Origin of the sequence: Bacillus sp. FDAARGOS_235, from assembly GCF_002073415.2 — a bacterium.
GTDB lineage: Bacteria > Bacillota > Bacilli > Bacillales > Bacillaceae_G > Bacillus_A > Bacillus_A toyonensis.
Genome location: NZ_CP020437.2, coordinates 1,068,619 through 1,095,247, shown reverse-complemented (window position 1 = coordinate 1,095,247; position 26,629 = coordinate 1,068,619). Strand labels below are relative to the sequence as shown.

Below are 26,629 nucleotides of genomic sequence, written 5' to 3'. Positions count from 1 at the left end.
CATTATTTCGAGTTTGAATTTTGAAAATACATTTTTCTCTTGACAAAAAATAAGCATTTATCCAGGGTGGTTTCGAGGACATTTTTCCGGGTGAAAGTCAAGTGTATGAAGAAAAAACGATTGTTTTATAGATATAAAAGTAAGCCGTATATTGAAAAAACACATTCTGCTAATGAGAAAAATCTGATTCAAAAAAATGACAAAAGACATATTTCAGACAAAATGATGTCAATAATACGTCAAAAATAACCTGAATTTACTATGCAGGTATATTATACAATTCGATTAACGAATCAAAACACTACAGAAATAGTGAAAAGATAAAAATAGCATTGCAATAGTTTGAAAAACTGAAATTTTGCATTTTTCGACAATACATACAAGATGTTTTTGTCTTTTCGCATTTCTTAATAATTGAGTTTTTTAAGATTGCTCAATTAATTTTAATTATAAAAACTATGAAGGAAGTGATTTTAGTATGGAAACGCTCGAATTGGCACGAATACAGTTCGCATCAACAACGATTTTCCATTACTTTTTTGTTCCGCTGTCAATTGGTTTAGCTTTTATTATTGCAATAATGCAAACGTTGTATGTGGTAAAAGGACAAGAAGTATATAAGAAGATGGCGAAGTTTTGGACGCAATTATTCCTTATTAACTTTGCAGTAGGTGTAGTAACAGGTATTTTACAAGAATTTCAGTTTGGTATGAACTGGTCCACATATTCACGTTTCGTAGGTGATGTATTTGGTCCATCACTTGCAATTGAAGGATTACTAGCATTTTTCATTGAGTCTACATTTTTAGGTTTATGGGTATTCGGTGAAGATAAACTACCGAAGCGAATTCACTTACTATGTATTTGGCTCCTTTCAATTGGAACAATGTTATCAGCGTTTTGGATTTTAACTGCAAGTGCATTTATGCAGTCACCTGTAGGGTATGAAATGGCAGCAGATGGTCGTGCGCAAATGAATGACTTTTTAGCGATTATTCAAAATCCACAATTATGGGTACAGTTCCCGCATACAATTACAGCGGCAATTGCAACAGGTGCATTCTTTATTGCGGGTGTAAGTGCATGGAAAATTACAAAAGGACAAGAAACTGTAGTATTTAAAAAATCGTTCCGAATTTCTATCATTGTTGGAACGATTACAACAGCGCTTGTATTGTTCTTCGGTCATGCACAAGCACAACAATTAATTAAGACACATCCAATGAAAATGGCTGCAGCTGAAGCGCTATGGAATACGAGTGAGGATCCAGCGCCATTTACAGTATTTGCGAAAATTGATACAGAGAAGAAAGAAAATTCATTTGAAATTCAAATCCCTTATATGCTAAGTCTATTGTCGTATGATAAGTTTAGCGGTCAAGTTGAAGGGATGAATCAAATTCAAAAACAATATGAAGAAAAATACGGACCTGGAGATTATATTCCTCCAGTGCATACGATGTTTTGGAGTTTTAGAGCAATGGTAATGAGTGGAACATTCATGTTACTTCTAGGAGCTTACGGATGGTTCTTATCAAGAAAAGATCGTTTAGCTGAAAAAACGTGGTATTTAAAAGTAATGGTGTATGCAATTTCTCTTCCGTTCATCGGTAATACAGTAGGATGGATTATGACTGAAATGGGTCGTCAGCCTTGGGTAGTATTTGGTGTAATGAAAACAGAAGATGCTGTATCACCCAATGTAACATTCGGTGAAGTATTATTCTCACTTATTTCATTCACATCAATGTATTTAATTATGGGTGGAATTTGTGTGTACTTATTTGTTCGTACTATTAAGGGACATACGAATAAGAAAACGAAAAAGGATTATCAAAGCCATGATCCATTTGATAAGGAGGAAGAGTATGTTATCTCTTAATGAGTTGTGGTTTTTAGTTATTGCAATCTTATTTGTTGGATTCTTCGTACTGGAAGGTTTCGATTTTGGTGTAGGAATGGTTTCAAGGTTTTTAGGAAAGAATGATTTTGAAAAACGAGTTTACTTGAATACAATAGGACCGTTCTGGCACGCGAATGAAGTATGGCTTGTTTGTGCTGGTGGCGCTATGTTTGCGGCATTTCCGCACTGGTATGCAACTTTATTTAGTGGTTTTTATGTTCCCTTTGTATTTATGCTACTTGCTTTAATTTTAAGAGGTGTTTCCTTTAAATTCCGGGCGAAAATAGATAATCATAAATGGAAGAGTGCATGGGATTGGGGTATGTTTATTGGAAGTATGCTACCTCCGATCCTTTGGGGAGTTGCGATTGCAAACTTTATGGTAGGTGTACCTATCGATGAGAGTAAAAATGTTGTAGGTGGATTCTTGCAATTACTTCATCCATTTGCGTTACTTGGAGGAGTAATGTTCCTTCTGCTATGTATTGTTCATGGACTACAATTCCTTACAATACGTACAACGGGTAAATTGAGAGAACGTGCACGAATTGCTGCAATAAAAATTGCACCATTTTCATTAATAACACTTCTTATTTTTACTGGTATAGGGTTATGGAAAACCGATATTTTCACTGCCCATGGTACAGAATGGATTATGGTACCAATTGGAGCTTTTGTAGCACTATTAGCGTCCACTTTATTAAATAAAAGAAGAAGAGATGGTTGGGCTTTCTTTATGACGAGTTTAACAATCATTTTACTAAGTGCGAGTGTATTTATCGGTATGTTCCCACGTGTTATGATTAGCTCTTTAGGAGCAATGAATGATTTGACAATTTACAACGCAGCATCAGGAGCTTATGCATTAAAACTTATGACTTACTTTGCGATTGCTATTTTGCCTTTCGTTATCGGAAGTCAAATATGGAGTTATTATGTATTTAGACAACCTGTTAAGTCAGACAATGATTTGGAGTACTAATGAAAAGAAAAAGAGGACTTCCGTCTTATCCCGGTAGCCGTATGTTATATGTAGCGTTAACGATTATTAGTATTTTAGAAGCTTTTAGTATTATTGCGCAAACAGTGTTTTTAGCGAGAGCTATTACGTTTTTATTTAATGGAGAAACAGTGCAATCTGTGATGAATGAAACTGTTTATTTTGGGGTCATGTTTGCAGCGCGCCACATGTTGGTTCGAATATCACAAATTTTAGTGGAACGTTTCGCTGAAAAAGCAGGATCGTTGCTAAGAAAGCAATTAATAGAGGCATATTTCACGTTAGGACCAAGATATGTTCAAACTGTCGGAACAGGTCATCTGGTTACCTTATCGATTGAAGGGATTGAAAAATTTAAAACATATATTGAATTGACAATCCCTAAAATGATTAGAAGTAGTATCGTTCCGGGATTAATTGTACTATATGTTTTTACGCTGGATATTAAGTCTGGAATTATTTTAGTTGTAACGATTCCTATTGTAATCATATTTATGATTCTTTTAGGATTAGCAGCGCAGAAAATGGCTGATAGTCAATATGAAACATATCGTGTACTTTCTAATCATTTTGTAGATACGTTAAAAGGGTTAGAAACATTAAAGTATTTAGGGAAAAGTAAACAGCACGAAGGAAAGATTGAAAAGGTTAGTAAAAGATATAGAAAAGCAACGATGCGTACTTTGCGAGTTGCTTTTCTTTCTTCTTTTGCATTAGATTTCTTTACAAGTTTATCAATTGCGTTTGTGGCAGTAGGTTTAGGAATTCGTTTAATAGACGGAACGATTCTTTTATTGCCTGCTCTTACAATATTAATTTTAGCTCCGGAATATTTTCTACCGATTAAGCAAGTTGGAGCGAATTATCATGCTACATTAGATGGCCAACTTGCGATGGAACAAATAGAGGGAATTCTACAGCAACAAAAAGAAATAGAAAAGAAAGATTCAAATGTAGATATAGTATGGAATTCTTCAAGTAGCTTGAAATTACAAGATGTAAAAGTAAATAACGATGAATCTAAAAAGGCTATATTAGAGGGAATTGACTTTGCTTGGCAAGGTAACGGTGCTATAGGCATTATTGGTGAAAGTGGGGCAGGGAAATCAACGTTAATCGATGTGTTAGCAGGATTTCTCTCTCCGTCCGGTGGGAAAGTGTTAGTAAATGGTGTGGGAATTGACGGATCTACTCGTGAAGATTGGCAAAAAAATATTGCTTATATTCCACAGCAACCATATATTTTCCCACTTTCATTAAAAGATAATATTTGTTTCTACGAGACAAATACAACGGATGAAGAAATGAAGAAAGTTATTCATGATGTAGGGCTTAGCTCACTCATTGCATCCCTTCCAAATGGGATGGATGAAAGAATTGGAGAAGGTGGACGTATGCTTAGTGGCGGACAAGAACAACGTGTCGCTATGGCGCGTGCACTTTTAAGTAAAAAACCAATCATTTTATTAGATGAACCTACGGCGCATCTTGATATTGAAACTGAATTTGAAATAAAGCAATCGATGTTACGTCTGTTTGAAGGTAAGTTAGTATTTCTTGCAACACATCGTCTGCATTGGATGAAACAAATGGATCATATTTTTATTTTAAATAAAGGGAAAATTAAAGAAAGTGGAACGTATGAAGAACTGTTAAAGAAAGAGACATTACATTTTCATAGGGAAGAGAGGGGAGAGAAATGAGTAACTGGATTAAACCTTATATACAGCAAAATAAAGGTAGAATGACTTTAACTATTTTCCTTGGGCTTCTTGGAGTTAGTTCAGGTGCGATGTTACTTTTTATTTCAGGTTATTTAATCTCTAAATCTGCTCTTAGACCAGAAAATGTAATGGCTGTATATGTTCCGATTGTTGCAACACGTGCGTTTAGTATAGGGCAAGCTGTTTTCCATTATATAGAGCGTTTAGTGGGACATGATGTCGTACTACGCATATTAGAACGAATGAGAACGAAACTATACAGAATAGTAGAACCACAGGCGTTATTTTTCCGTTCGCGATTTCAAACGGGTGATGTGTTAGGCGTACTATCCGAAGATATAGAGCATTTACAAAACCTATATTTACGTACAATATTCCCTAGTATATTAGCACTAGTTGTATATAGCATTTTCGTACTTGTTATCGGTACATTTGACTTCGTATTTGCACTGATTGCTGGTTGTATGTTAGCTATTATCGTTTTTCTTCTTCCATTCGTATCATTACTATTGATGAGGCGACATCATGTTACTTTAAAGCAGGGAAGAAGCCGTTTGTATCAACAACTAACAGACGCAGTCTTTGGATTATCGGATTGGCAGGCAAGTGGTCGAAAAGATGAATTTATTAATGAGTATGTAGAGCAAAATGATCGATTGTTAAAAACAGAGAAGAGATTGAAACGCTGGTATCATATTCGAGACAGTCTCATTCATTTAGTAGTAGGTATTGTAGTTATTTCAATGATTATATGGACTGGGAATGAAGCGGCAAGTGAACAGATTGCACCTACAGTTATCGCGGCCTTCGTATTAATGACTTTATCTGTAACGAATGCGCTTATTCCGATTTCAGATGCCATCGATCGAATCCCATCTTATGTAGAATCTGCTCATCGTCTGAATCGTGTAGAAAGTGATAGTGTTTTACATGATGAAATGGATTTGCATGAAGATAAGGATTACGGTGCACCAAAACATGTAGATATTGAACTGAATCATATATCGTATAGTTATCCAGATAGTAACGAGACTGTATTAAAAGATATATCGTTACAAATAAAAGCAGGAAAGAAAATTGCCATTTTAGGTAGAAGTGGGACAGGGAAATCTACTTTACTAAAATTGTTAACAGGGGCGTTAAGTCCGGTACATGGCCAAGTTTTATTGAATGGTGAACAAGCCCATACGAATCTTTTATCCAAATATATTTCCGTATTAAATCAAAAACCGCATTTGTTCGATACGACAATTGGAAACAATGTGCGAATCGGTAAACCAGAGGCTAATGATGAAGAGATATGGAATGCTTTAGAGAAAGCACAATTAGCTTTGCATATCGCTTCTCTTCCAGATGGATTACAAACAAAAATGCATGAAATGGGGAAGAGATTTTCTGGTGGAGAAAGACAAAGGGTTGCTTTTGCTAGAACGCTTATGCAAGAAGCGCCGATTATTGTACTTGATGAACCTACTATCGGGTTAGATCCAAAGACAGAGTTATCTTTAATAGAAACAATGTTTTCTGCAACGGAAGAAAATACAGTCATTTGGATTACGCATCATCTTGTAGGAATTGAACATGTAGATGAAGTTATATTCCTTGATCGTGGTCAAATTGTAATGCAAGGAAGTCATGAGCAATTACTTAAAGAAAATGAGAGATATCGTATGCTTTATGAGCTAGATAAAGGAATATAATTTGATTAAGTACTTATCGTAAAAATAGCTGCACCTTATGGTGTAGCTATTTTTTGTTAAGAAATATATATTCATTTCAACGTATAGATTTATTTGGCTCAATACTGCTTTAGGATGGTAATCATTATGAATGGAAAGCTGTAAATCAAATGTCTGTATTATTGAATGTGTATATATAGGAGTGAAAAGTAGGATATTTTGTTACGCGCTTGCATAAAAGTATAAAGGTTCCATACGGTTTTAGTCATGTGATTTTGTGTCGCGTATATAAATAATATGCGAAAAGGTGGAGGAATAAGATGAGAGGTCATTTTGAAAAAAGTAAAGAGGCGATAGATCGAATGCCATTGGTGAGTGTATTAATTCCTACTTATAATCGTCCTCACTACTTTGAAAAAGCATTATGTAGTGTGTTAGAACAAACATATCCTAACATAGAAATTATTATTGGAGATGATAGTACGAATGACGAAACAGAAAAGGTATTACAAAAATATTTGTGTAAGTATTCAAATATTAATTATATAAAAAATAGCTCAACTCTAGGGCAATTTGAAAATGCACTTATGTTATGTAATGAGGCGAACGGCGAGTATATTAACTTTTTAATGGATGATGATATATTTCATGTTAATAAAATTGAAAAAATGATGAAATATTATGTCAATGATTTAAATCATGAAATTAAGCTCGTAACATCCCATCGCCAAGTAATTGATGATGAAGAGAACGAATTAAGACATATTTATTCAACAGTACGTCTATTTGAAAATGACACAATAGTAGATGGGGTGGAATTAGCAAATAGTGTAATTGTAAATCAAAAGAATTATATAGGAGAACCTACAACGGTATTATTTCGTAAAAATGATTTGAAAGAACCGTATGGTATGTTTGATAAAAGGAGGTATCTATGCAACGTAGATATCGCCTCATGGTTATCCTTATTAAGTAAAGGAAAAGCAGTATATATAGCGGAGACACTTAGTTACTTCCGATTACATCCAGGTCAACAGTTAAATGAATCTAATAAACTTATGGATGGATTAGAAGATTTTTCACATAGTATTATAGTTGGAGAAAAATATGGTTTTTTAGCTAATGAAACAGAGCTAGACAAAGCAATAACTAATTTTCTAGACTATGCAAGAAGAATAGTTCCATCATCACTATTATATACATTAGATTTTTATCAACAAATTAAGCTAAAGAAAATTAATATAGAAAAGAAAAAACAATATATGAATTATAACTCTCATTTACCGAAAGTTAGCATACTTATTCCTGCCTACAATAAACCTCATTATTTGGAATTAGCTCTCAAAAGTGCTTTGAATCAAACATATGAAAATGTTGAAATAATAATTTCTGACGACAGTACGAACGTTGAAGTTCACGCGATGATCCAACCATATTTACGTGAATATGAATGCATTACATATGTTAAAAGTGAAACCCCATTAGAAGCTGAGAACTTTAATAAATGTATAGAACTTGCAACTGGAGAGTATATAAACTTTTTATTAGATGATGACTTATTTCATCCTGAAAAGATTAAAAGAATGATGAATTGTTTTTTTAGAATAGAAAACATTTCGTTTGTGACATCATATCGGGAACTAATTGATGAGAATGGAAAGGTTTTACCACCATCAACATTGAATATGAAAATTGCCAAAGAAACTACACTTTTTGAAGGGAAAGAATTAGGGAATTATATGTTAAAAAACTTGAAAAATGTAGTTGGTGAACCTACAACAGTTCTGTTTAATCGGAAGTTTTTTGGAGGGGAGTTTGGTTGTTTTAAGGGGAAAGCTTATTCTGCTATTCATGACATTGCAACATGGCTCGATATGATGAAGAAAGGTAGAGTCGTTTATATACAGGAACCTCTTAGTTATTTTAGACAGTATAGTGGACGAAATCAAAAGGAAAAGCAGTTTATATTCATGACAATTGAGGAATGGATTGAATTAATAATAGATGCATATAATAGTGGATTTTTAAATGATGAGCAAGATTATAAAGAGTGCTTGACTTATTGTTTGGAAAATGCGGTGTTCATAATGAAAGATGCAGTAAGAGGTGGGCAAGTAAATGAAATTGATAATGGAAAGATAGAGAAGGCACTAAATAAGGTAGTTACTCGTATATTTGAGAAAGAAGTATGTTATTGTCAATATTGCAATCAACAATTTGCAAAATTTTCCCCTTGGCCAGCACATTACGATTTTCCAAAATATAAATTCGAGATGTGGAATAAAGATACGGGGATTTGTCCGGTATGTGATTCGATGGATCGTGAAAGGTTATATCGTGTTTATATTGAAATGGAAACTGATTTATTAAGTGGAAATGATACTGTACTTCATATTGCACCGGAAGCAAAGGTAAGAGGATGGTTTAGTCAGTATAAAAACATTACATATGTATGTGGAGATATTGAACCGAAGGATCAGTTAATGAAAGAAATAGATGTTACAAGAATTGTATATGAAAATAACACATTTGATGTGATTTTATGTAACCATGTATTAGAACGCGTTTTCGATGATGAAAAAGCCATGCGAGAGTTATATAGAATATTAAAGCCAAATGGATGGGGAATTATTCAAGTGCCAATCGTAATGAATGTAGATTCTATTATAGAGAATGAATTAATTGTAACACCGAAATTAAGAAAATTAGCTTTTGGTCATGAAGATCATGTAAGAATTTATAATCAATCAGGATTTATTCAACGATTAATGAATGCAGGATTTAAGGTGGAACTGTATAACATAGCTGAAAAACAAGGAATGAAAAGCGCTAAGAAATTTGGGTTATCTGAAACAGATATGCTCTATATTGTCCGAAAATGATAGGCAAGAGATGTGTATTGAGGGGAAGTGATATCCCCCATCTACAGGGGGGAAGGACCTTTAAAACAACGTTTTGAAGAAGCGTTCATTCTTTAAAAAAAGAATGAATGCTTCTTATTTTAATTATAGAGCAGCGTGTATCGTATTTTTAGGTTTTAAATTTAGTTGACCAAGGCAATACTGAGCCATAGTGAATGTAAAGTTGGAGGGCGAGTGTATATGTTTGATGAGGATGGGATTGTTTTAATTATGGAACCAGCTGATGAAAGAAACTTGAGGAGATTTATTTTTACAGTGCCAAAGTCAGTTTATGAAAAGAAGGGGCTGTCATTACACTATGGAACAGCTATAGGACAAGGATATATGGATATAATTGAAGATATTATTAGCGTACATATAGAAATTGATGTTGTAACAATAATAGGGCATGTAAGTGGGTAAATTGCTATTTGAAAAAAGGTTATAAGCAATTAAGCTAGAAGTTATGAAGGGAAGCTTACAGACAATTATAAAGACGAAGGGAGTCTAAAATGAAAATAAAATCAATTTTATTAGTATTGATAGTTTCAATTGGTTTAATAGGTTGTTCGATAGTAGAGGAAGGAAAGAACTCATTAGATTATGCTCAAAAGGCAACAGACTATGTGAATGAAATAAGCGCATTTGCAAATGAAGCTCCAGCGTTAGCGGAAAAGGCTGTTAATGATAAAGAAGCCCGAAAAGAATTGGAAGCGAAGCTAAATGAAATTAAACAAGATATACCAGCTTTTAATGAATTAACACCACCAGATGTTGCGAAGGATCTTCACCAACAAATCGTCGGATATAATGAAAAGTTAAATACATTAATTGATACGTCTATGAAGAAGGTAGAGGAAGGGAAAATTGATGTAGAGCAATTTAAAAACTCTGAGCTTATGCAGACGATGGATCAAGTGCGAGATTTGAAAGATAAGATACAAAATTTAGGTCAATAATGAAAAGCTCCGTTTTTCATAAACGGAGCTTTTCATTGTTTTCTAACGGTAAGTTCATTATATTTTCTTCCTATAATATAAGTGTGCTTAGACCGTCCATTTTTCTAAAATATGTATCGTTTTATTGGTCGCATCCAACTTAATTGGAATACCTATGGGCATAGTGATCATTGGATGCGTATGACAACAATCAAAGTCAGCTAGAAAAGGGATTCTTTGATTTTGTAGTACTTCTAATAGTATTTCGTAAGGTTTTCGATTCGTACCGCAATCATCAAATTGCTCATGTTTTCCAAGAATGATACCAGAGACTTTATCAAATACTCCGTTAAGTTTAAGTAAGGAAAAGCTTCTTTCAATAGTAGCTGCATCTTTTGAGCTATCTTCAATAAATAGAATATCACCTTCTTGAATAGGTGGCATATAAGGACTACCCCAAATTCCTTGTATTGTATTTAAGTTCCCGCCAATCATACGCCCAGTAGCCTGTCCATTCGTTACAGAAATCCAATTATTTGGTCTAAGTTCTTTTTCTTTCATTTTTTCTTCCCAATTAATAAATTCATCTGACCAAAATAACGGTTGCTTTATATTGTAAGGAAGAGGTTGATCGTTTAGTAATGTTTCTGAAAAATATTTGTATGTGTCATCTACAAAAGGCTCAAATTCTCCAAAAGAAGGAACGAGTGCAGGACCGTAAAATGTAGGAGTTCCTGTTTTTGCATAAATTCCTAGCAATAAAGCTGATACGTCGGAATATCCAATCATTATTTTAGGGTTATTTCGAAAAGTATCATAATCGATATAAGGTAATAATGAATTGGAATTCATCCCACCAATTGTTGACATGATACAAGAAATATTTGGATTTCTTATCAAATCATTTAGTTCATCAGCACGCTCTTGTATGCTGCCAGAACGATAATAATCATATTGATTTGTAAGTGAACCTTCCAATATATGAAACCCTTTCTGTTTCAAGTAAGATTTTGCTCGTTCAAACCTTTTTGGGGAAGTGTAGGTTGCTGGTGAAGAGGGCGAATAAATCCCAATAGTATCGCCGTATTTTAATGGTTTTGGAAGTATCATTTGTATGAATCCTTTCTATTAAATAGTTTGTTTATGAATTTATCATTGAATATTCTTATATTTCAGTATTCATAGTGTAACATAAATAGATTGAAATAATAATTGTTGTATATGAATAAATATACTTTTTACCTTGACGATATGCAGGAATTGTTGTTATGGTTGACTGTGAGTGTATAAAAGGTTTGCTAAAGGAGTTTTGAAATGAATCGGTTGAAATGGGGAAGAGTAACAATCCTATTAGTCATTATTTTAGGGATATGTTGGTTCTTATTCCAAGGAACTCAAAAGAGTACAACAAATGTAGAGGGACCACCTTTACAAGTGGCAGAGCTACCTAAAACTGGGTTAACTGAAAAAGTAGTTCCGTCAAAGTACATCCCACCAAAAGTTGATGCAAAAGCAGCTATGATTATCGATGCGAGTAATGGAGATGTTATTTATCAACATAACGAAAATGAAGCTTTTGCGCCAGCTAGTATGTCTAAGATGATGACAGCGTACCTTTTATTAGAGAGTGTACATAATGGGAAAGTTCGCTGGGAAGATCCGGTGAAAATGAGTGAGAAAGCAGCGCAAACAGAGGGTGCGAGAATCCCAGTCCAAGTGAATGACACATTGACTGTGAAAGACTTGTACCATGCATTAATGATTGAATCGGCAAATAATTCGGCGGTGGCGTTAGCAGAACATATGGCAAAGACGGAGAAAGATTTCGTTCAACTTATGAATGCAAAAGCGAAACAGTTAGAAATGTCGGAACATGCTAAATTCGCAAATGCATCAGGGCTACAAGAGCCTGATGGAAGTGAGACTAAGATGACAGCTGCCGATGTAGCAAAACTGGCGTATCATCTTATAAAAGATTATCCGGAGATATTAGAAGTGACTCACTTACGTCAAAGTCAGTTAGCATTTAATAATATTAATGTTATCAGTACAAATGACATGCTAAACAAAAATAATAAAAGTTTATATATAGAAGGAATAGACGGATTAAAAACAGGATTTACAGATAGTGCAGGGTACTGTTTTACAGGTACTGCAAAACAAGGAGATACTCGAATTATTACAGTAGTCATGGGGACTTCCAGTAAAACAAAACGTTTTACAGAGACGAATAAGTTAATGTCATATACATTTGGATTAGTTAATTAAGTAAAATGCTAAGTTAGAACATTACATGAGGAAGGCAGTTTATTGTTACTTATTTTTAGTAACGATAAACTGCTTTTTTATTTAAAACACGGGAAGTAAAAAGGTAAAAAATGTGAGAGTTATTATTTGAGTTTATCAATGTTTGTTGATAGTATAAAGTTATAAACTTATTAATAATAAGTTTGAAGGGGCGTTGTATGATGTATACATATGAAATAGCCTCAATTGAAAATTGGAGGGAATTATGATGGCAAAAGATTTTTACTCAGCAATTGAAGACAGAAGATCTATTTATGCAATTAGTAAAGAGCAAGTAGTTTCTGATGAGAAAATTCAAGAAGTGATTTATCATGCTGTAAAACATACACCTTCAGCTTTTAATTCTCAAAGTGCTCGTGTTGTTGTTTTGTTAGGAGAACAACATGATAAATTATGGGATCTTACGAAAGAAACATTACGGAAAATTGTACCTGAAAATAACTTTGCACCTACAGAAGAAAAAATGAATGCATTTAAAAGTGGTTATGGAACGGTTTTATACTTTGAAGACAGTGAAGTAGTGGAAGGGCTTCAAGAAAAATTTGCACTATATAAAGAGAACTTTCCAACTTGGTCACAGCAATCCTCAGGGATGTTACAATTTGCAATTTGGACAGCTTTAGAAATTGAAGGATTTGGTGCTACATTGCAACATTATAATCCATTAATTGATGAAAAAGTAAGAAAAGAATGGGATGTTCCAGAAAACTGGAAACTCACTGCGCAAATGCCATTTGGTAAACCAGTAGTACTTGCTGGCGAAAAAGAGTTCCAACCATTAGAAAATCGTGTGAAAATTTATAAATAAGGTAGAAATAATAAAAGGTGAACAGGGATACGACCTGTTCACCTTTTATTATCCCGCATTAACGGCCCGCAAACGCCCGATTGGTGAAGGATAATAATTAGTGGGAGATGCAAAAAATTCTTACTACTTATAAAGTTTCACTTTATAAGTAGTAAGGATTTTTTTGTTGGCAATTTTTCATCTGATTTTTCAATTCTTTTTTACGTGTTTCAATAGTTGATATTTTTTGTAATGTTATAAATGAAACGAACTGAATAGAGGCGTAGTATAATTCTATATTTTTGTTTATGTGATCGTCTATTATGTTTTTCACAAATGCACCTCCTTGTTCATTACTAGTAAGACTACAATTTGGAATGGTGGAAGTCGGCAGTCCTTAAATTCCTATTGCACATTTCTTTGTTGATAAGAGTTTCATATTATATAATTATATAAATAATAACGGAAATATTTCAAAAATTCCATAGTTAGTAAAAAAATAAATAGTCAATGGAGTGTGTATTTTCTTTAACATAGAATGAGGTTTTGAGAACTAAATCTTACAATTCGTCAAATTATTTAAAAAACATAGATCGTATAGGAAATTAGTTTTCTGAAAATATTATACTATTGATTAATTAAGTAATTTTTGCCATGATAAGAGTACGCTTCATGTAATTCATTTTATCAAGAAAACACATAGTTTGTTTTGTATTCGTTAATAAATTTTTTTATTGGATAGAAAATAAGTATTCTATATTGAGATAATGAATGGAATGTCGAATTTTCATGCGATACATAAGAAATTTGAAGAAAATCGTTGCAAAATTACTATGTTTAATGATAAAGTTCACATGAAGTTCACACGGAATTCACTTCATGCATTTAAAATGAAATACGTGTGAAAAATAAAACTCTTGTTAAAAAATGGAACTTGATGAATATTTTACTTTGATAATATTGTAAAGTATTAAGTTTATATGTTTTTTTAAGAGGATAGTAGGGAAAGGAAGTAAAGACAACTTATGAAAAAAGTAATTGCAGGTTTAGCAGCAGCTTCAGTAGCAGGTGTTGCAGTTCCAGGTATGGATTCTGCTCATGCACAAGTTTCGAACGAAGCGCTAAAAGAAATTAATGGACAAACTCAAACACAAACTCAAACGACTGTAACTGAAACAAAAAAAGTAGAAACAACTTCTGAATTAAAATACACAGTAACTGCTGATGTATTAAATGTTCGTTCAGGTGCTGGTACAGGACATAACGTTATTTCTAAAGTAAAACAAGGTCAAGTACTACAAGTAATTGGACAAGAAAACGGTTGGTTCAAAGTAAGTGTAAACGGCCAAACAGGTTATGTAAGTGGTGACTTCGTAACAACTGGTGGTAACAAAGGAACAACTGTTCAACAAGGAACAGGTACTTACACAGTAAACGTTTCTTCACTTAACGTACGTACAGGCCCAAGTACTTCTCATACAGTATTAGGTTCTGTAAATAAAGGGAAAACAGTACAAGTTGTAGGTGAAGTACAAGATTGGTTTAAAATCAACTTCAACGGTGGAACTGGATACGTAAGCAAAGACTTCGTAACAAAAGGTGGTTCTGCTGTATCTAACGAAACACAAAAACCAACTACAAACAACAACAATACTACTACAGTCCAAACTGGTGGTTCTTATGTTGTTAACACTGGTGCTTTAAAAGTACGTACAGGCCCAGCTACATACAATGCTGTAATTGGTGGGGTAACAAACGGTAAAGTATTAAACGTTACTGGCGCAGAAAATGGTTGGTACAAGATTAACCATAATGGCCGCACAGGTTACGTAAGTGCAGACTATGTTAAGTTTGTAAAAGGTGGAGTGACTGGTGGTAACCAAGGTTCTAACCAAGGTTCTAACCAAGTACAAAAACCAACAGCACCTACAGGTGGAGATACGTCTTCAATCGCTGGATTCGCTAGATCTTTAAATGGTTCACCATACAGAACTGCTGGTACAACACCTGCTGGTTTTGACTGCAGTGGATTCATTCACTACGTATTAAATCAAACTGGTCATAAAGGCGCTCGTCAAACAGTTGCTGGATACTGGAGCTCTAAAACAAAAACTAGTAATCCACAACCAGGTGATTTAGTATACTTCCAAAATACTTATAAATCAGGTCCTTCTCACATGGGTGTTTACTTAGGAAATGGTCAGTTCATTAGTGCAGAAACTGATGCAACTGGTGTACGTATTAGTTCTGTAAGCAACTCTTACTGGAGCAAGCACATTTTAGGTTACACAAAAGCATACTAAGAAAAAGTATTTTATACTTTTCGTATAGAGAAAAGGCTTTCCAAGGAAACTTGGGAAGCCTTTTTATAGTTGAATAAATTGGAAGTTTAGTAGTTTTTATTTTAACTTTCCATTTAAAAATCGATCATATAAGTCATGAAAATAGTTAGGACGAAATAAGTTTGCAGCATGTCCTGCTAAAGGTATTTCCTTATATAGAACGTTTGGCAGAATAGATTTTAAATCAAATAGGCAAGATTTATAGAGATGATCTTGTTCACCCATTACCCATAATATAGGGTGGGGAAGTGATTTTAATTTAGATTTTAAATCGAATTCTAACCGGTGTCGTAATGATTGGGCAATTATGGATGAATGTAATTGTAATCCGAAACGGTAGTAAATATTTCTTGAAATGACTGCGAACGGATTCGCTTTTAATATGCCGCTTGGAAAAATAGTATTTGCGTATTGAGAGAGCCATTTAGAGTATTCGTCTCCTCGCTTCTCCCAAAATTTTTGAAATACGTTATATAAAAGGGATGGATTATTATAATGTCCACCAATATGACAAATGCTTAATACCTTTTCCGGGTGCATTTGTGCAAAAATAGTGGAGATATAACAGCCATAGCTTAAAGCGCAAATATGAGCCTCTGTAATACCTTCTTTTTCATATAATTTCAATAATTGATCTACGAGGCGCTGTAATGAAAATTCAATAGCTTCTCCTTTATCGTCGCCGTGACCTAATAAGTCATAAGTTATAATGTTGTAGGAGGCAGAAAATCGTTTATGCTCTTTTTTGAAGGCACGACGATTGCCAACTAAGCCGTGAATAAAAATGATTGTTTCCTTTTCAGAATGTATATTTGTTTGCAAAAAGGATACTCCTTTCAATAACTGGAGATTTATATAGTATTTTAAATTAGTTATCTATAATTCACATACAATAATATTAAGTACCAGGTAATAATATCAGATGTTTATATCTGTTGTAAAGATGAGTTTTTATGTATATTTTGTAAAAATAGAAAAAGTGTGTTTACATTCAGTTTACATTTGTACTGTATTCTAGTTTTAGAAAGAGCAGTTTGGCTTAACACGAGGAGATGAACAGGAATGGAAGTTAGAAATGAAATGAAGAAAAAAGGAAGTTGGAGGCAGTTTTTACGCCTTATTCGAGATACAAATCCTCCGAAAGGGATTCTTGTTTTTGCATTGTTAATGAGTTTGCTTTCTACAGGAGCGAGTTTATTTATTCCGATGTTAACAAAAGGATTAGTAGATAATTTTTCGCTTTCGTCAATTAGTACAGGACAAATTGTTGGGCTAGTTGCCTTCTTTGTCATGCAAACCATTGCTGCAGGATTGTCTATTTATTTACTAAATTATATTGGGCAGAAGATTGTAGCTGGACTGAGAGAACGTTTGTGGAAAAAGGTGCTTGTTTTACCAGTATCTTATTATGATCAAAATAGAACAGGCGATACGATTAGCCGTATGACAAATGATACAGGTGTTGTGAAAACATTAATTTCTGAGCACTTGTCAAATTTATTAACAGGCGGTATTTCAATTGTTGGATCATTAATTGTATTATTTGTTTTAGATTGGAAAATGACAGCTTTACTCTTAACGGTTATTCCGTTGTCTGTATTAATTTTAGTTCCTCTTGGACGAAAAATGTATAAGATTTCAAAAGCGCTTCAAGATGAAACAGCATCTTTTACAAGTGTGTTAACACAGGTGTTATCAGAAATTCGTTTAGTGAAATCTTCAAATACAGAAAAAAGAGAATATGAGACAGGTAATACAGGGATACAAAAGTTATTGCAATTTGGTTTAAAAGAAGGAAAAGTGCAAGCATTAATTTCACCAGTTATGTCGTTTGTTTTAATGGCACTGCTTGTTATTATCGTAGGCTATGGTGGAATGCGAGTTTCTAGTGGTGCATTAACAACAGGTGAACTTGTAGCATTTATTTTATATTTAGTTCAAATTATTATGCCAATGAGCCAGTTATCTATGTTCTTTACACAATTCCAAAAGGCAATTGGTGCAACGGAAAGAATTCATGCGATTTTAGAATATGAAGTAGAAGATCATGAAACTGGTGTGAAGGTTTCGAATGCTAAGCAGTCGATAGTTCTTGAAAATGTACATTTTGAGTATAACGAAGATGAGAAAGTATTGAACAATATTGATTTCACAATTGAATCTGGAAAAGTAACAGCGATTGTAGGTCCAAGTGGTAGCGGAAAAACAACTTTATTTTCATTATTAGAACGTTTTTATGAGCCAACTGGTGGTGCTATTAAATTAGGAAAAGAATCAATTACGAGCTATTCATTGCAGTCATGGCGACGTCAAATTGGTTATGTATCACAAGATAGTCCGTTAATCGATGGAACGATTCGTGATAATATTTGTTACGGTGTTGAGGGCGAAGTGACGGATGCAGAAATTGAAAAAGTAGCAGCTATGGCATATGTTGATGCATTTATTCATGATTTACCAAATGGATATGCAACAGAAGTTGGAGAGCGCGGTGTGAAGCTTTCTGGAGGACAAAGACAGCGAATTGCGATTGCCCGAGCATTACTTCGAAATCCGCAAATTCTTATGTTAGATGAAGCAACTTCAAGTCTAGATAGTAAATCCGAGTCTGTCGTTCAAAAGGCATTAAATAACTTAATGAAAGGCAGAACAACTTTAGTTATTGCACATAGGCTTTCTACGGTTGTAGATGCGGATAAAATTATCTTTATTGAAAAAGGGAACCTTACAGGAAGCGGTACGCACGATGAATTATTACGTACACATGACATGTATCGTGAGTTTGCAACGCAACAATTGAAAATTAAAGAGGGTGCATTATAAAATAAATAATCAGTGGAGGTTGTACTCCGCTGATTATTCATTTTAAAAAAATATAAAAGATGCTTAGTAGAAAGGAAATGGTTCCTTTGATACCTAAAATTTTAATAGTAGACGACGATCCACATATTAGAGAACTCGTTTCTGTTTTTTTAGAGCGGGAAGGCTTTCAAACATATGAGGCAATTGATGGCATAGATGCACTTAGGAAAATGGACGAAGTAAAAGTCGATATGGTTATTCTTGATATCATGATGCCAAATATGGATGGATTTGATGTATGTTTTGAATTAAGAAAATACTATGATATCCCGGTTCTGATGCTAACTGCCAAAGGAGAAACATCACAAAAAGTAAAGGGATTTCACCTTGGGACAGATGATTATCTCGTAAAACCATTTGATCCTATAGAATTAGTAGTGAGAGTAAAGGCGTTACTGAAACGTTACCAAATTACAGTATCGCAATCGATTCAAGTTGGAAATGTACTGTTAAACCGTAAAACGTTTGAAGTGACACTGGGGGAACAAACGGTTACGTTACCGCTAAAAGAATTCGAGTTACTTTTTACATTAGGATCTAAGGCGGGAAGAACTTGTTCGAGAGAGCAATTAATTGAAGAAATATGGGGATATGATTTTGAAGGGAATGAACGTACACTAGACGTTCATATTAATCGGTTACGTGAGAAGTTTCAAGAAGAGAAGTCGAAATTTAGTATTAAAACAATAAGAGGTTTAGGGTATCGCTTAGAGGTAAGTAAATGAGAAAAAGAAAACGAATGAGTAAGTTGAAGATGCTGAAAGTATTTGGAGCGGTATTAGCTCTCTTTACTTTTCTTACTATCATTTGGTCTATCGCATTTTATGTAGCAACTAGTTTATTGAATGCTTTTGACGTAAATGTATCGCCGTTTGTTGCCTTTCTAATTAGTGATATGGTCGGTTTTGTATTTATTATTCTTATTTGGACATTAATTGGAATATTAATGAGGCCAAAACGAGAGGCAATGATTTGGACTATTATTGAACCGATACAAAAAATTGCAAAAGGAGACTTCTCCGTAAAAATACGAAATGAAGAAAAGTATGATGGAGAAATTGGCGTGCTCGTAAAAAGTATAAATGATATGACAGATGAACTGAATACGATGGAGAAAATGAGACAAGAGTTTGTATCAAATGTTTCTCATGAAATACAGTCACCATTAACTTCTATAAAAGGATTTGCTAGAGCACTACAAGATGATAATCTTTCTGCGGAAAAAAGAAAGCATTATCTTACCATTATTGAAACTGAAACAACGAGATTATCTAAACTAAGTCAAAACTTATTGAAGCTAACTCTTTTAGAATCCGAAGAGTATACACCAGAAAGAGTGAGCTATCGATTAGATCAACAGTTAAAGCAAATTGTATTAAATAGTGAACCACTCTGGGCTGAAAAAGAAATTGAATTAGATCTTGATTTAGAGAAAGTCCATGTAACTGCAGACCAAGAAAGTATGAGTCAAGTGTGGATTAATTTAATTCATAATAGCATTAAATTTACTCCAAGCGGTGGTACGATCACTATTCAGTTAAAGGAACATGAGACAGTAGTGGAAGTGCGTATCTGTGATTCAGGAATTGGTATATCAGAAGAACAGAAACAACATATTTTTGAGCGTTTTTATAAAGCGGATTCTTCACGAAATCGTGCCTATGGAGGAAGTGGCTTAGGTTTAGCTATTGTAAAAAAAGTACTTGATCTTCATGAAGGAGAAATAAAAGTCGAGAGTGAGGAAGGAAATGGTACAGAATTTATTGTGTGTATTCCTAAATATGAAGAAAAGTAGTGTTAGGTGGAAAGATTTCTAACACTATTTTTCTTTAAAAAGGCATATATAGCTACTATGGTTACCTATAAGTAACCTACGCACATGAAAGTGCATCATTGCCTTTTTACATAAACATAGATACACTTTTAATATGATAAACAACAGAGAAGATTAAGGAGTGTTATACTTGGCAGAATTATTACAAGGTAAAAATGCTTTAATTACAGGAGCAGGTAGAGGTATTGGTCGTGCTGTAGCGATCGCATTAGCGAAAGAAGGCGTAAATGTAGGTCTTTTAGCTCGTTCAGAAGAAAACTTAAAAGCTGTAGCGAAAGAAGTGGAAGCAGAAGGCGTAAAAGCTGTTATTGCGACTGCTGATGTATCTTCGTATGAAGAGGTAACGACTGCAATTGAAACGTTAAAAAACGGTTTAGGGTCTATCGATATTTTAATTAATAACGCTGGTATTTCTAAATTTGGTAAGTTTTTAGAATTAGACGTTGCTGATTGGGAAAAAATCATTCAAGTAAACTTAATGGGTGTATACTATGCAACTCGTGCCGCTTTACCAAGCATGATTGAACAACAATCTGGTGATATTATTAATATTTCATCTACAGCAGGACAAAAAGGCGCGCCTGTAACAAGTGCATATAGTGCTTCTAAATTTGGTGTTCTTGGCTTAACAGAATCGTTAGCGATGGAAGTTCGTAAACATAACATTCGTGTAACGGCTTTAACTCCAAGTACAGTAGCAACTGATATGGCTGTAGATTTAGGGTTAACTGATGGAAATCCTGATAAAGTAATGCAAGCAGAAGATATTGCAGAGTTTATCGTAGCACAGCTGAAATTAAATAAACGTACATTTATTAAATCAGCAGGACTTTGGTCTACTAATCCGTAAGGGCTACATGTATTAACAAAGAAGGGACATCTATTCTGTAATGGAGTGGGTGTTCCTTCTTTATTTTTTGTATATAAAACGGAATTTTCGGTATAATCAAGTGTGAATGGTAGAAAAGCATAAAAAAACTTTAAGGGGATGGTATATACATGAGTACGATTGAGAAATGGTCGGCTGTTGATCAATATATGAGTGATGTATTAATACCGAAAGATTCTACATTAGAAAGGGTCCTTCAAGCAAACGCTGTAGCTAATTTACCGGCACATGATGTATCGCCAACGCAAGGGAAGTTTTTGCAACTATTAGTACAAATTCAAGGAGCTCGAAACATTTTGGAAATTGGTACTCTAGGCGGATATAGCACGATATGGATTGCAAGGGGCTTACCATCTGGAGGACAAGTTGTTACATTGGAAGCAAATGAAAAACATGCAGAAATTGCACGTAGCAATATTGAACGTGCTAATTTGAATGATAAAATTGAAATACGAACAGGATTAGCGTTAGATTCTTTACAACAAATAAAAAATGAGCAGTATGAACCTTTTGATTTTATCCCGCATTAACGGGCAGTAAGACTCCCACCTCAAAGGTAGGCTAGAGCAAAGAAGTTAGGTGGGAGATCAACTGCCCGTAAACGCCCGATTGGTTCAACTAATAATCAGTGGGGATGAACACCCCCCACTGATTAAAGTTTCACTTTATTTTCATAGATGCTGATAAACAAAATAACCCTGCTTATTTTGAATGGGCACTAAAACTATCACGACCGGGTACTGTAATTATTGGTGATAACGTAGTACGTGAAGGAGAAGTTATTGACAATACTAGTAGCGATCCTCGTGTACAAGGAATACGCCGTTTCTATGAATTAATAGCTGCTGAGCCACGTGTTAGTGCTACAGCGCTTCAAACTGTAGGAAGTAAGGGATACGATGGGTTTGTGATGGCAGTTGTAAAAGAGTGATGTAAGGAGGAAAAAGGGATGAAAAAGAAGTTTCAAAAATTATAACATGTATCGTGTATAACGAGATTAGCTCGTGGACCTCCAGTATACATAACGCTATATTATATATTAAAAAATTGGAGGCTATAAGTAGATGAGAACTGAAAAAGAAATGCTAGACTTAATTATAAATACAGCAAAAGAGGATGAAAGAATTCGAGCTGTCATCATGAATGGATCGCGTGTAAATCCAAATGTGAAAAAAGATTGTTTTCAAGATTATGATATTATGTATGTTGTGAATGATATACAATCTTTTATATCTAATCATAATTGGATTCGTAGATTTGGAGAAATAATGATTGTACAAATGCCGGAAGAAATGTCATTAATTCCAGCAGATGAAGACGGGAAGTTTCCGTATTTAATGCAGTTCATGGATGGGAATCGGATTGATTTAACACTAGTTCCAGTTGAGTTAATAAAAAAGTTCGTTGGAAAAGATAGTTTAAGTAAACTGCTTCTTGATAAAGATAATTGTCTGGGAGAATTCCCACCAGCAAGCGATAAAGATTACTTAGTAAAAAAGCCTAAGGAAAAAGAGTTTTTAGATTGCTGTAATGAATTTTGGTGGTGCAGTACAAATGTAGGAAAAGGGTTATGGCGCGAGGAGCTTACTTATGCGAAAGGAATGCTTGAAGGCCCAATGCGAGATATGTTAGTTGTAATGCTAGAGTGGCATATTGGTATGAAAACAAAGTTTACAGCTAATGCTGGGAAGTTTGGGAAGTATTTCGAACAATATGTTGAAAAAGATGTCTGGGAGCAGTTTAAAAGGACATTTTCAAATGCAGAGTATGAAAATATTTGGGATTCATTTTTCATAATGGGTAATTTATTTAGGAAAGTTGCGAACGAAATTGCTAACACTTATGAATATCAATATCCGCAAGATGATGATGACAAAGTGACGAGCTATTTAAAGCATGTAAGAAAATTACCGAAAGATAGTAAAGTAATTTATTAAGTATATAAATCAGTAAGACTGTCCTAATTACGGACAGTCTTATTTTTGTTCAGGAATCAGAATTTCTCTAACAAAGTACAGATGAAACACATATGAAATTTTAGGGAGGTTTTTATCATGTATTATTTTTATTCACCAGAAATGTTCGTTCCATTTCCTTTAGGGCTAGAACGCAATATTTCGTACGCTTATATGCCATATCATTCATTTTATTATGGAGACTATGTAAATGCGCTACCATACGCATTACATGTTCCTCAAAATTATGAAGCACAAATGAAAGAAGAGGATCGTGGATCATGGACACCATTTTCATGGGTCGAAAAATATGCGTATGCATTTTCAGGACCATACAATAAAGCGGAAGTAGCTCTTACATTTGATGATGGACCAGATTTAGTATTTACGCCAAAAATTTTAGATAAGTTAAAACAACATAATGTGAAAGCTACTTTTTTCTTGCTCGGTGAAAATGCAGAAAAGTTTCCGAATGTAGTAAAGCGTATTGCAAACGAAGGGCATGTAATTGGTAATCATACGTATAGTCATCCAAATTTAGCGAAAGTAAATGAGGCTGAGTACCATAATCAAATTATAAAAACGGAAGAAATATTAAATCGGTTAGCTGGTTATGCACCGAAGTTTATACGTCCGCCTTACGGTGAAATACTTGAAAATCAATTGAAGTGGGCAACAGAGCAAAATTTTATGATTGTACAGTGGAGTGTTGATACGGTTGATTGGAAAGGTGTAAGTGCTGATACGATTACAAATAATGTGCTAGGGAATTCATTTCCAGGTAGTGTCATACTTCAGCATTCAACTCCAGGTGGGCATTTACAAGGATCTGTAGATGCGCTAGACAAAATCATTCCACAGTTGAAAACGAAAGGAGCGCGCTTTGTAACACTTCCAAGTATGTTCCAGACATCTAAAGAGAGAAAATGAAAATGTTAATAATTGGAACTTGGGTGATTATATAGTATAATGAAGGTATAAATTAGGGGGTGGATATAATTGTTGTATGCACTAGTAAACATAGGAATAAGCATGTTGATCGGTATTATATTTATACTTGCCGCACGTATTCTTCAAAAAAATCCACCGACAGATATTAACGCAGCATATGGTTATCGTACGAAACGGTCTATGAAAAATAAGAAGTTATGGGATGCAGGTAACAAGTATAGTGCAGAAGTGATGAAGAAAAACGGATTCATCATGATATTAATTGGAAGTGTTATTAGTATACTGTTTAGATATCCCCATACAATAATAGCGATTATGGTGGTTATGCTGTTATTAATCATTCGTTTATTTATACAAGTAGAGAATAGATTGAAGATACTTGAACAATAGTAAAAAAATAGGGCTCTGCGCAATATTATGCTAGGAGTCCTATTTTATGTATAAACTATTATTTTTTAAGAATTCTTTTCCTTGCTCTATAACAAATTCATAGTATGTAAGATCATACGGATAAATATCTTCAATTGTTATTGTAATTGGTTTATTGTTTAAAACAGAAATAGCCGAAAAAGATGAAATCTCTCTTTTTAATAGTTGTAGAAAAGCAGTTGCATGTACTTTCATCACATCGTCTACTTCATCACCTGGTGCAAATGGAAGAGGCTTTATTACGTTGTGAAAATACATATGACAAAACTCACGATCAGTAAGATTTGAAATTTCATAATCTATTTTATAGATTCCTTTGTATTTTAAATCAGTCGTTTGAAAGGAAAGCCCCAATTCTTCTTCGATTTCACGAAGGCCGCCAATTTGTACATCTTCATCATGCATAATATGTCCAGCTGAAGTAATATCCCATATACCCGGAGCTTCTTTTTTATTTTTAGAGCGTAATTGGAAATATAAGAACATATCTTCATCATCTTTTTCTATAAACCAGCAATGGAATGTTTCGTGCCAATCACCGTCACGATGTACTTCATCACGTAATTTCTTTCCAAGTGTATTTTTTTCAGAATCAAATATCGTTAACCACTCTGTCATTTTAATTCCCCTTTCTGCAAATTTTATTATACAATATTTGTATTAAAATTTGGGAAAATAAAGAAAAAAGGGGTGGTTGTAAATGGGGATAGAAAGTAAGGAAATAAAATCGATTATTTCAACAGAGGAAGAATTACGACAAATATTGGGGCAACCAAGTGAGCGAGCTTTGAAAAAAGTTATTTCATCACTTGATCATCATTGTGTAGATTTTCTGTCTAAATCTCCTTTTCTAGTATTATCTACTGCAAATAAATTAGGAGAGTGTGATGCTTCGCCAAGAGGGGATGCACCTGGATTTGTATATGTATTGAATAAAAATAAAATTATCATTCCGGAAAGGCCGGGCAATCGTCGTATAGACTCCATTTTAAATATTATTTCAAATCCGCACGTAGGGTTAATCTTTTTTATTCCTGGTCTTGGGGAAACACTCCGAATAAACGGTAAAGCATATATTACAAACGATGAAGAAATTTTGAAAGAGATGCAGGTGAATGGACGTAATCCGTTACTTGGAATTGTTGTTGAAATAGAAGAATGCTACATTCATTGTGCAAAAGCTTTTATTCGTTCTAAGATGTGGGATCCAGAATCTTGGTTAAATAAAAAAGAGTTACCTTCAGCAGCAAAAATGTTGTTGGAGCATGCGAAGGTGAATACTTCAGAAGAGGATGTTGCACGTTCTTTAGAAGAAAGTTATACGAAAAGATTGTATTAAAAAATCCTTTATTAGTATAGTTTTAAAAGGAAGGGATCTACTCGTTTTGGAATGGGATACTTTTATGTGAAACATTAATTTACAAGTTGGGAAATTGCAAAATAGGTAAATAGATTGGTCGGTATAAAATATTATTGTGAAATATAATAAAAAATGATCTTGAAAATAGTTAATAAAAATAGGCTTGCTTTTTAAAAATTTGATAACTATAATAAGTTAACAAATAGACATGAACGAAAAAGTAATGACAAGGACACGAAATCATTTTTACGGTTTACAGAGAGGGAAGTCAAGGGTGTGAGCTTCCTAACACGAGAAATGATTTTACCACCTTTGAACTTCAATAGTGAACGAGTAATCTAGTAATTATTGACGGTATCAGCCGTTATCTGAACTTGAGCAATCTAGAAGGAAATACGTCTAGATTGGAACAAGGGTGGAACCACGAAAACACATTCGTCCCTTTCCTAGGGATGAGTGTGTTTTTTTACGGCCTTAGAGATTGAAAATTTCAAATAATTAAAAAATGGTATTGATTTTGTTTTTTATGCGAGTATAATGAGTTAACAAATAAACATGAACGAAAAAGTAACGATAAGGACACGAAATCATTTTTACGGTTTACAGAGAGGGAAGCCAAGGGTGTGAGCTTCCTAACACGAGAAATGATTTTACCACCTTTGAACTTCAATAGTGAACGAGTAATCTAGTAATTATTGACGGTATCAGCCGTTATCTGAACTTGAGCAATCTAGGAGGAGATACGTCTAGATTGGAACAAGGGTGGAAC

Annotated in this window: 22 protein-coding genes, 2 pseudogenes and 2 other annotated features (1 of these 26 cut by a window edge); of the genes and pseudogenes, 20 read left to right on the top strand and 4 right to left on the bottom strand. The window is 34.0% G+C overall.

The features are described from left to right. The first annotated feature begins 478 nt into the window (after positions 1-478). The 7 genes from cydA (at position 479) to A6J74_RS07215 (ending at position 10,165) form a co-directional block, all read left to right on the top strand. Positions 479-1,882 (top strand): cytochrome ubiquinol oxidase subunit I, encoded by a 1,404-nt coding sequence (gene cydA, locus A6J74_RS07245; RefSeq protein ID WP_000448866.1) that lies wholly within the window; start codon positions 479-481, stop codon positions 1,880-1,882. Beyond that, entirely contained in the window at positions 1,869-2,885 is a 1,017-nt protein-coding gene (gene cydB / locus A6J74_RS07240) for a cytochrome d ubiquinol oxidase subunit II (RefSeq protein WP_000950092.1), read from the top strand. Before cydA ends, cydB begins: the two co-directional genes overlap by 14 nt. Continuing rightward, positions 2,885-4,606, top strand: a complete 1,722-nt coding sequence (gene cydD / locus A6J74_RS07235) for a thiol reductant ABC exporter subunit CydD (protein WP_080609458.1) — start codon at positions 2,885-2,887, stop codon at positions 4,604-4,606. The genes cydB and cydD overlap by 1 nt, the downstream gene beginning before the upstream one ends. Then, entirely contained in the window at positions 4,603-6,327 is a 1,725-nt protein-coding gene (cydC, locus tag A6J74_RS07230) for a thiol reductant ABC exporter subunit CydC (protein WP_000073464.1), read from the top strand. The genes cydD and cydC overlap by 4 nt, the downstream gene beginning before the upstream one ends. A 299-nt stretch (positions 6,328-6,626) precedes the next feature. Then, entirely contained in the window at positions 6,627-9,188 is a 2,562-nt protein-coding gene (locus A6J74_RS07225) for a glycosyltransferase (protein ID WP_001214020.1), read from the top strand. 219 nt (positions 9,189-9,407) lie between these two features. Continuing rightward, positions 9,408-9,629: a hypothetical protein gene (locus A6J74_RS07220; RefSeq protein ID WP_000459109.1), complete on the top strand. Its 222-nt coding sequence runs from the start codon at positions 9,408-9,410 to the stop codon at positions 9,627-9,629. Positions 9,630-9,718: 89 nt separating this feature from the next. Further along, on the top strand, positions 9,719-10,165 hold the full coding sequence (locus tag A6J74_RS07215) for a DUF6376 family protein (RefSeq protein ID WP_000695210.1): 447 nt from the start codon (positions 9,719-9,721) through the stop codon (positions 10,163-10,165). Positions 10,166-10,252: 87 nt separating this feature from the next. Here A6J74_RS07215 and A6J74_RS07210 read toward each other — a convergent pair whose 3' ends face one another. Beyond that, positions 10,253-11,254: a S66 family peptidase gene (locus A6J74_RS07210; protein ID WP_000602822.1), complete on the bottom strand. Its 1,002-nt coding sequence runs from the start codon at positions 11,252-11,254 to the stop codon at positions 10,253-10,255. A gap of 204 nt (positions 11,255-11,458) precedes the next feature. Here A6J74_RS07210 and A6J74_RS07205 point away from each other — a divergent pair, with 204 nt between their 5' ends. Both A6J74_RS07205 and A6J74_RS07200 read left to right on the top strand, forming a co-directional pair. Continuing rightward, the gene (locus A6J74_RS07205) at positions 11,459-12,412 is read left to right on the top strand and encodes a D-alanyl-D-alanine carboxypeptidase family protein (RefSeq protein WP_001080885.1); all 954 of its coding nucleotides are present in this window, start codon (positions 11,459-11,461) and stop codon (positions 12,410-12,412) included. 244 nt (positions 12,413-12,656) lie between these two features. Beyond that, positions 12,657-13,259: a nitroreductase family protein gene (locus A6J74_RS07200; RefSeq protein WP_002093783.1), complete on the top strand. Its 603-nt coding sequence runs from the start codon at positions 12,657-12,659 to the stop codon at positions 13,257-13,259. 142 nt (positions 13,260-13,401) lie between these two features. Here A6J74_RS07200 and A6J74_RS07195 read toward each other — a convergent pair whose 3' ends face one another. Next, a complete protein-coding gene (locus A6J74_RS07195) occupies positions 13,402-13,572 on the bottom strand; it encodes a hypothetical protein (RefSeq protein WP_000789336.1) in 171 nt (56 codons plus the stop codon). Positions 13,573-14,263: 691 nt separating this feature from the next. On the opposite strand from A6J74_RS07195, the gene entFM reads away from it, so the two are divergent. Further along, the gene (entFM, locus tag A6J74_RS07190) at positions 14,264-15,541 is read left to right on the top strand and encodes an enterotoxin EntFM (protein WP_000755505.1); all 1,278 of its coding nucleotides are present in this window, start codon (positions 14,264-14,266) and stop codon (positions 15,539-15,541) included. A gap of 96 nt (positions 15,542-15,637) precedes the next feature. On the opposite strand, the gene A6J74_RS07185 is transcribed toward entFM, so the two are convergent. Further along, positions 15,638-16,402, bottom strand: a complete 765-nt coding sequence (locus A6J74_RS07185; RefSeq protein WP_001194291.1) for an alpha/beta fold hydrolase — start codon at positions 16,400-16,402, stop codon at positions 15,638-15,640. 240 nt (positions 16,403-16,642) lie between these two features. Between A6J74_RS07185 and A6J74_RS07180 the strand changes: the two genes are divergently transcribed. The 9 genes and pseudogenes from A6J74_RS07180 (at position 16,643) to A6J74_RS07140 (ending at position 24,461) form a co-directional block, all read left to right on the top strand. Further along, complete coding sequence (locus tag A6J74_RS07180; protein WP_000453894.1) at positions 16,643-18,403, top strand: ABC transporter ATP-binding protein; 1,761 nt, start codon at positions 16,643-16,645, stop codon at positions 18,401-18,403. 86 nt (positions 18,404-18,489) lie between these two features. Continuing rightward, complete coding sequence (hitR, locus tag A6J74_RS07175; RefSeq protein ID WP_000612405.1) at positions 18,490-19,167, top strand: envelope stress response regulator transcription factor HitR; 678 nt, start codon at positions 18,490-18,492, stop codon at positions 19,165-19,167. Continuing rightward, complete coding sequence (gene hitS / locus A6J74_RS07170; protein WP_001231632.1) at positions 19,164-20,237, top strand: envelope stress sensor histidine kinase HitS; 1,074 nt, start codon at positions 19,164-19,166, stop codon at positions 20,235-20,237. The genes hitR and hitS overlap by 4 nt, the downstream gene beginning before the upstream one ends. Positions 20,238-20,406: 169 nt before the next feature. Beyond that, positions 20,407-21,126 (top strand): 3-ketoacyl-ACP reductase, encoded by a 720-nt coding sequence (locus tag A6J74_RS07165; RefSeq protein ID WP_000818985.1) that lies wholly within the window; start codon positions 20,407-20,409, stop codon positions 21,124-21,126. A gap of 149 nt (positions 21,127-21,275) precedes the next feature. Further along, a pseudogene (locus A6J74_RS07160) lies at positions 21,276-21,680 on the top strand (O-methyltransferase); the annotation flags it as partial. A 149-nt stretch (positions 21,681-21,829) separates the two neighbouring features. Continuing rightward, positions 21,830-22,096, top strand: a pseudogene (locus A6J74_RS07155) (O-methyltransferase); the annotation flags it as partial. Positions 22,097-22,229: 133 nt separating this feature from the next. After that, entirely contained in the window at positions 22,230-23,102 is an 873-nt protein-coding gene (locus A6J74_RS07150; RefSeq protein ID WP_001258519.1) for an aminoglycoside 6-adenylyltransferase, read from the top strand. 117 nt (positions 23,103-23,219) lie between these two features. Beyond that, positions 23,220-24,050, top strand: coding sequence for a peptidoglycan-N-acetylglucosamine deacetylase (locus A6J74_RS07145; protein ID WP_000291210.1), 831 nt, complete (start codon positions 23,220-23,222; stop codon positions 24,048-24,050). Positions 24,051-24,119: 69 nt separating this feature from the next. Next, positions 24,120-24,461, top strand: a complete 342-nt coding sequence (locus A6J74_RS07140) for an SdpI family protein (protein WP_000964938.1) — start codon at positions 24,120-24,122, stop codon at positions 24,459-24,461. A gap of 39 nt (positions 24,462-24,500) precedes the next feature. On the opposite strand, the gene A6J74_RS07135 is transcribed toward A6J74_RS07140, so the two are convergent. Beyond that, on the bottom strand, positions 24,501-25,118 hold the full coding sequence (locus tag A6J74_RS07135; protein ID WP_000141365.1) for an NUDIX hydrolase: 618 nt from the start codon (positions 25,116-25,118) through the stop codon (positions 24,501-24,503). 82 nt (positions 25,119-25,200) lie between these two features. Between A6J74_RS07135 and A6J74_RS07130 the strand changes: the two genes are divergently transcribed. Then, positions 25,201-25,839 (top strand): pyridoxamine 5'-phosphate oxidase family protein, encoded by a 639-nt coding sequence (locus A6J74_RS07130; protein WP_000510746.1) that lies wholly within the window; start codon positions 25,201-25,203, stop codon positions 25,837-25,839. Positions 25,840-26,074: 235 nt separating this feature from the next. Beyond that, positions 26,075-26,306, top strand: a binding site (T-box leader). A gap of 115 nt (positions 26,307-26,421) precedes the next feature. Continuing rightward, positions 26,422-26,629 (top strand) — a binding site (T-box leader); it runs 24 nt beyond the window's last position.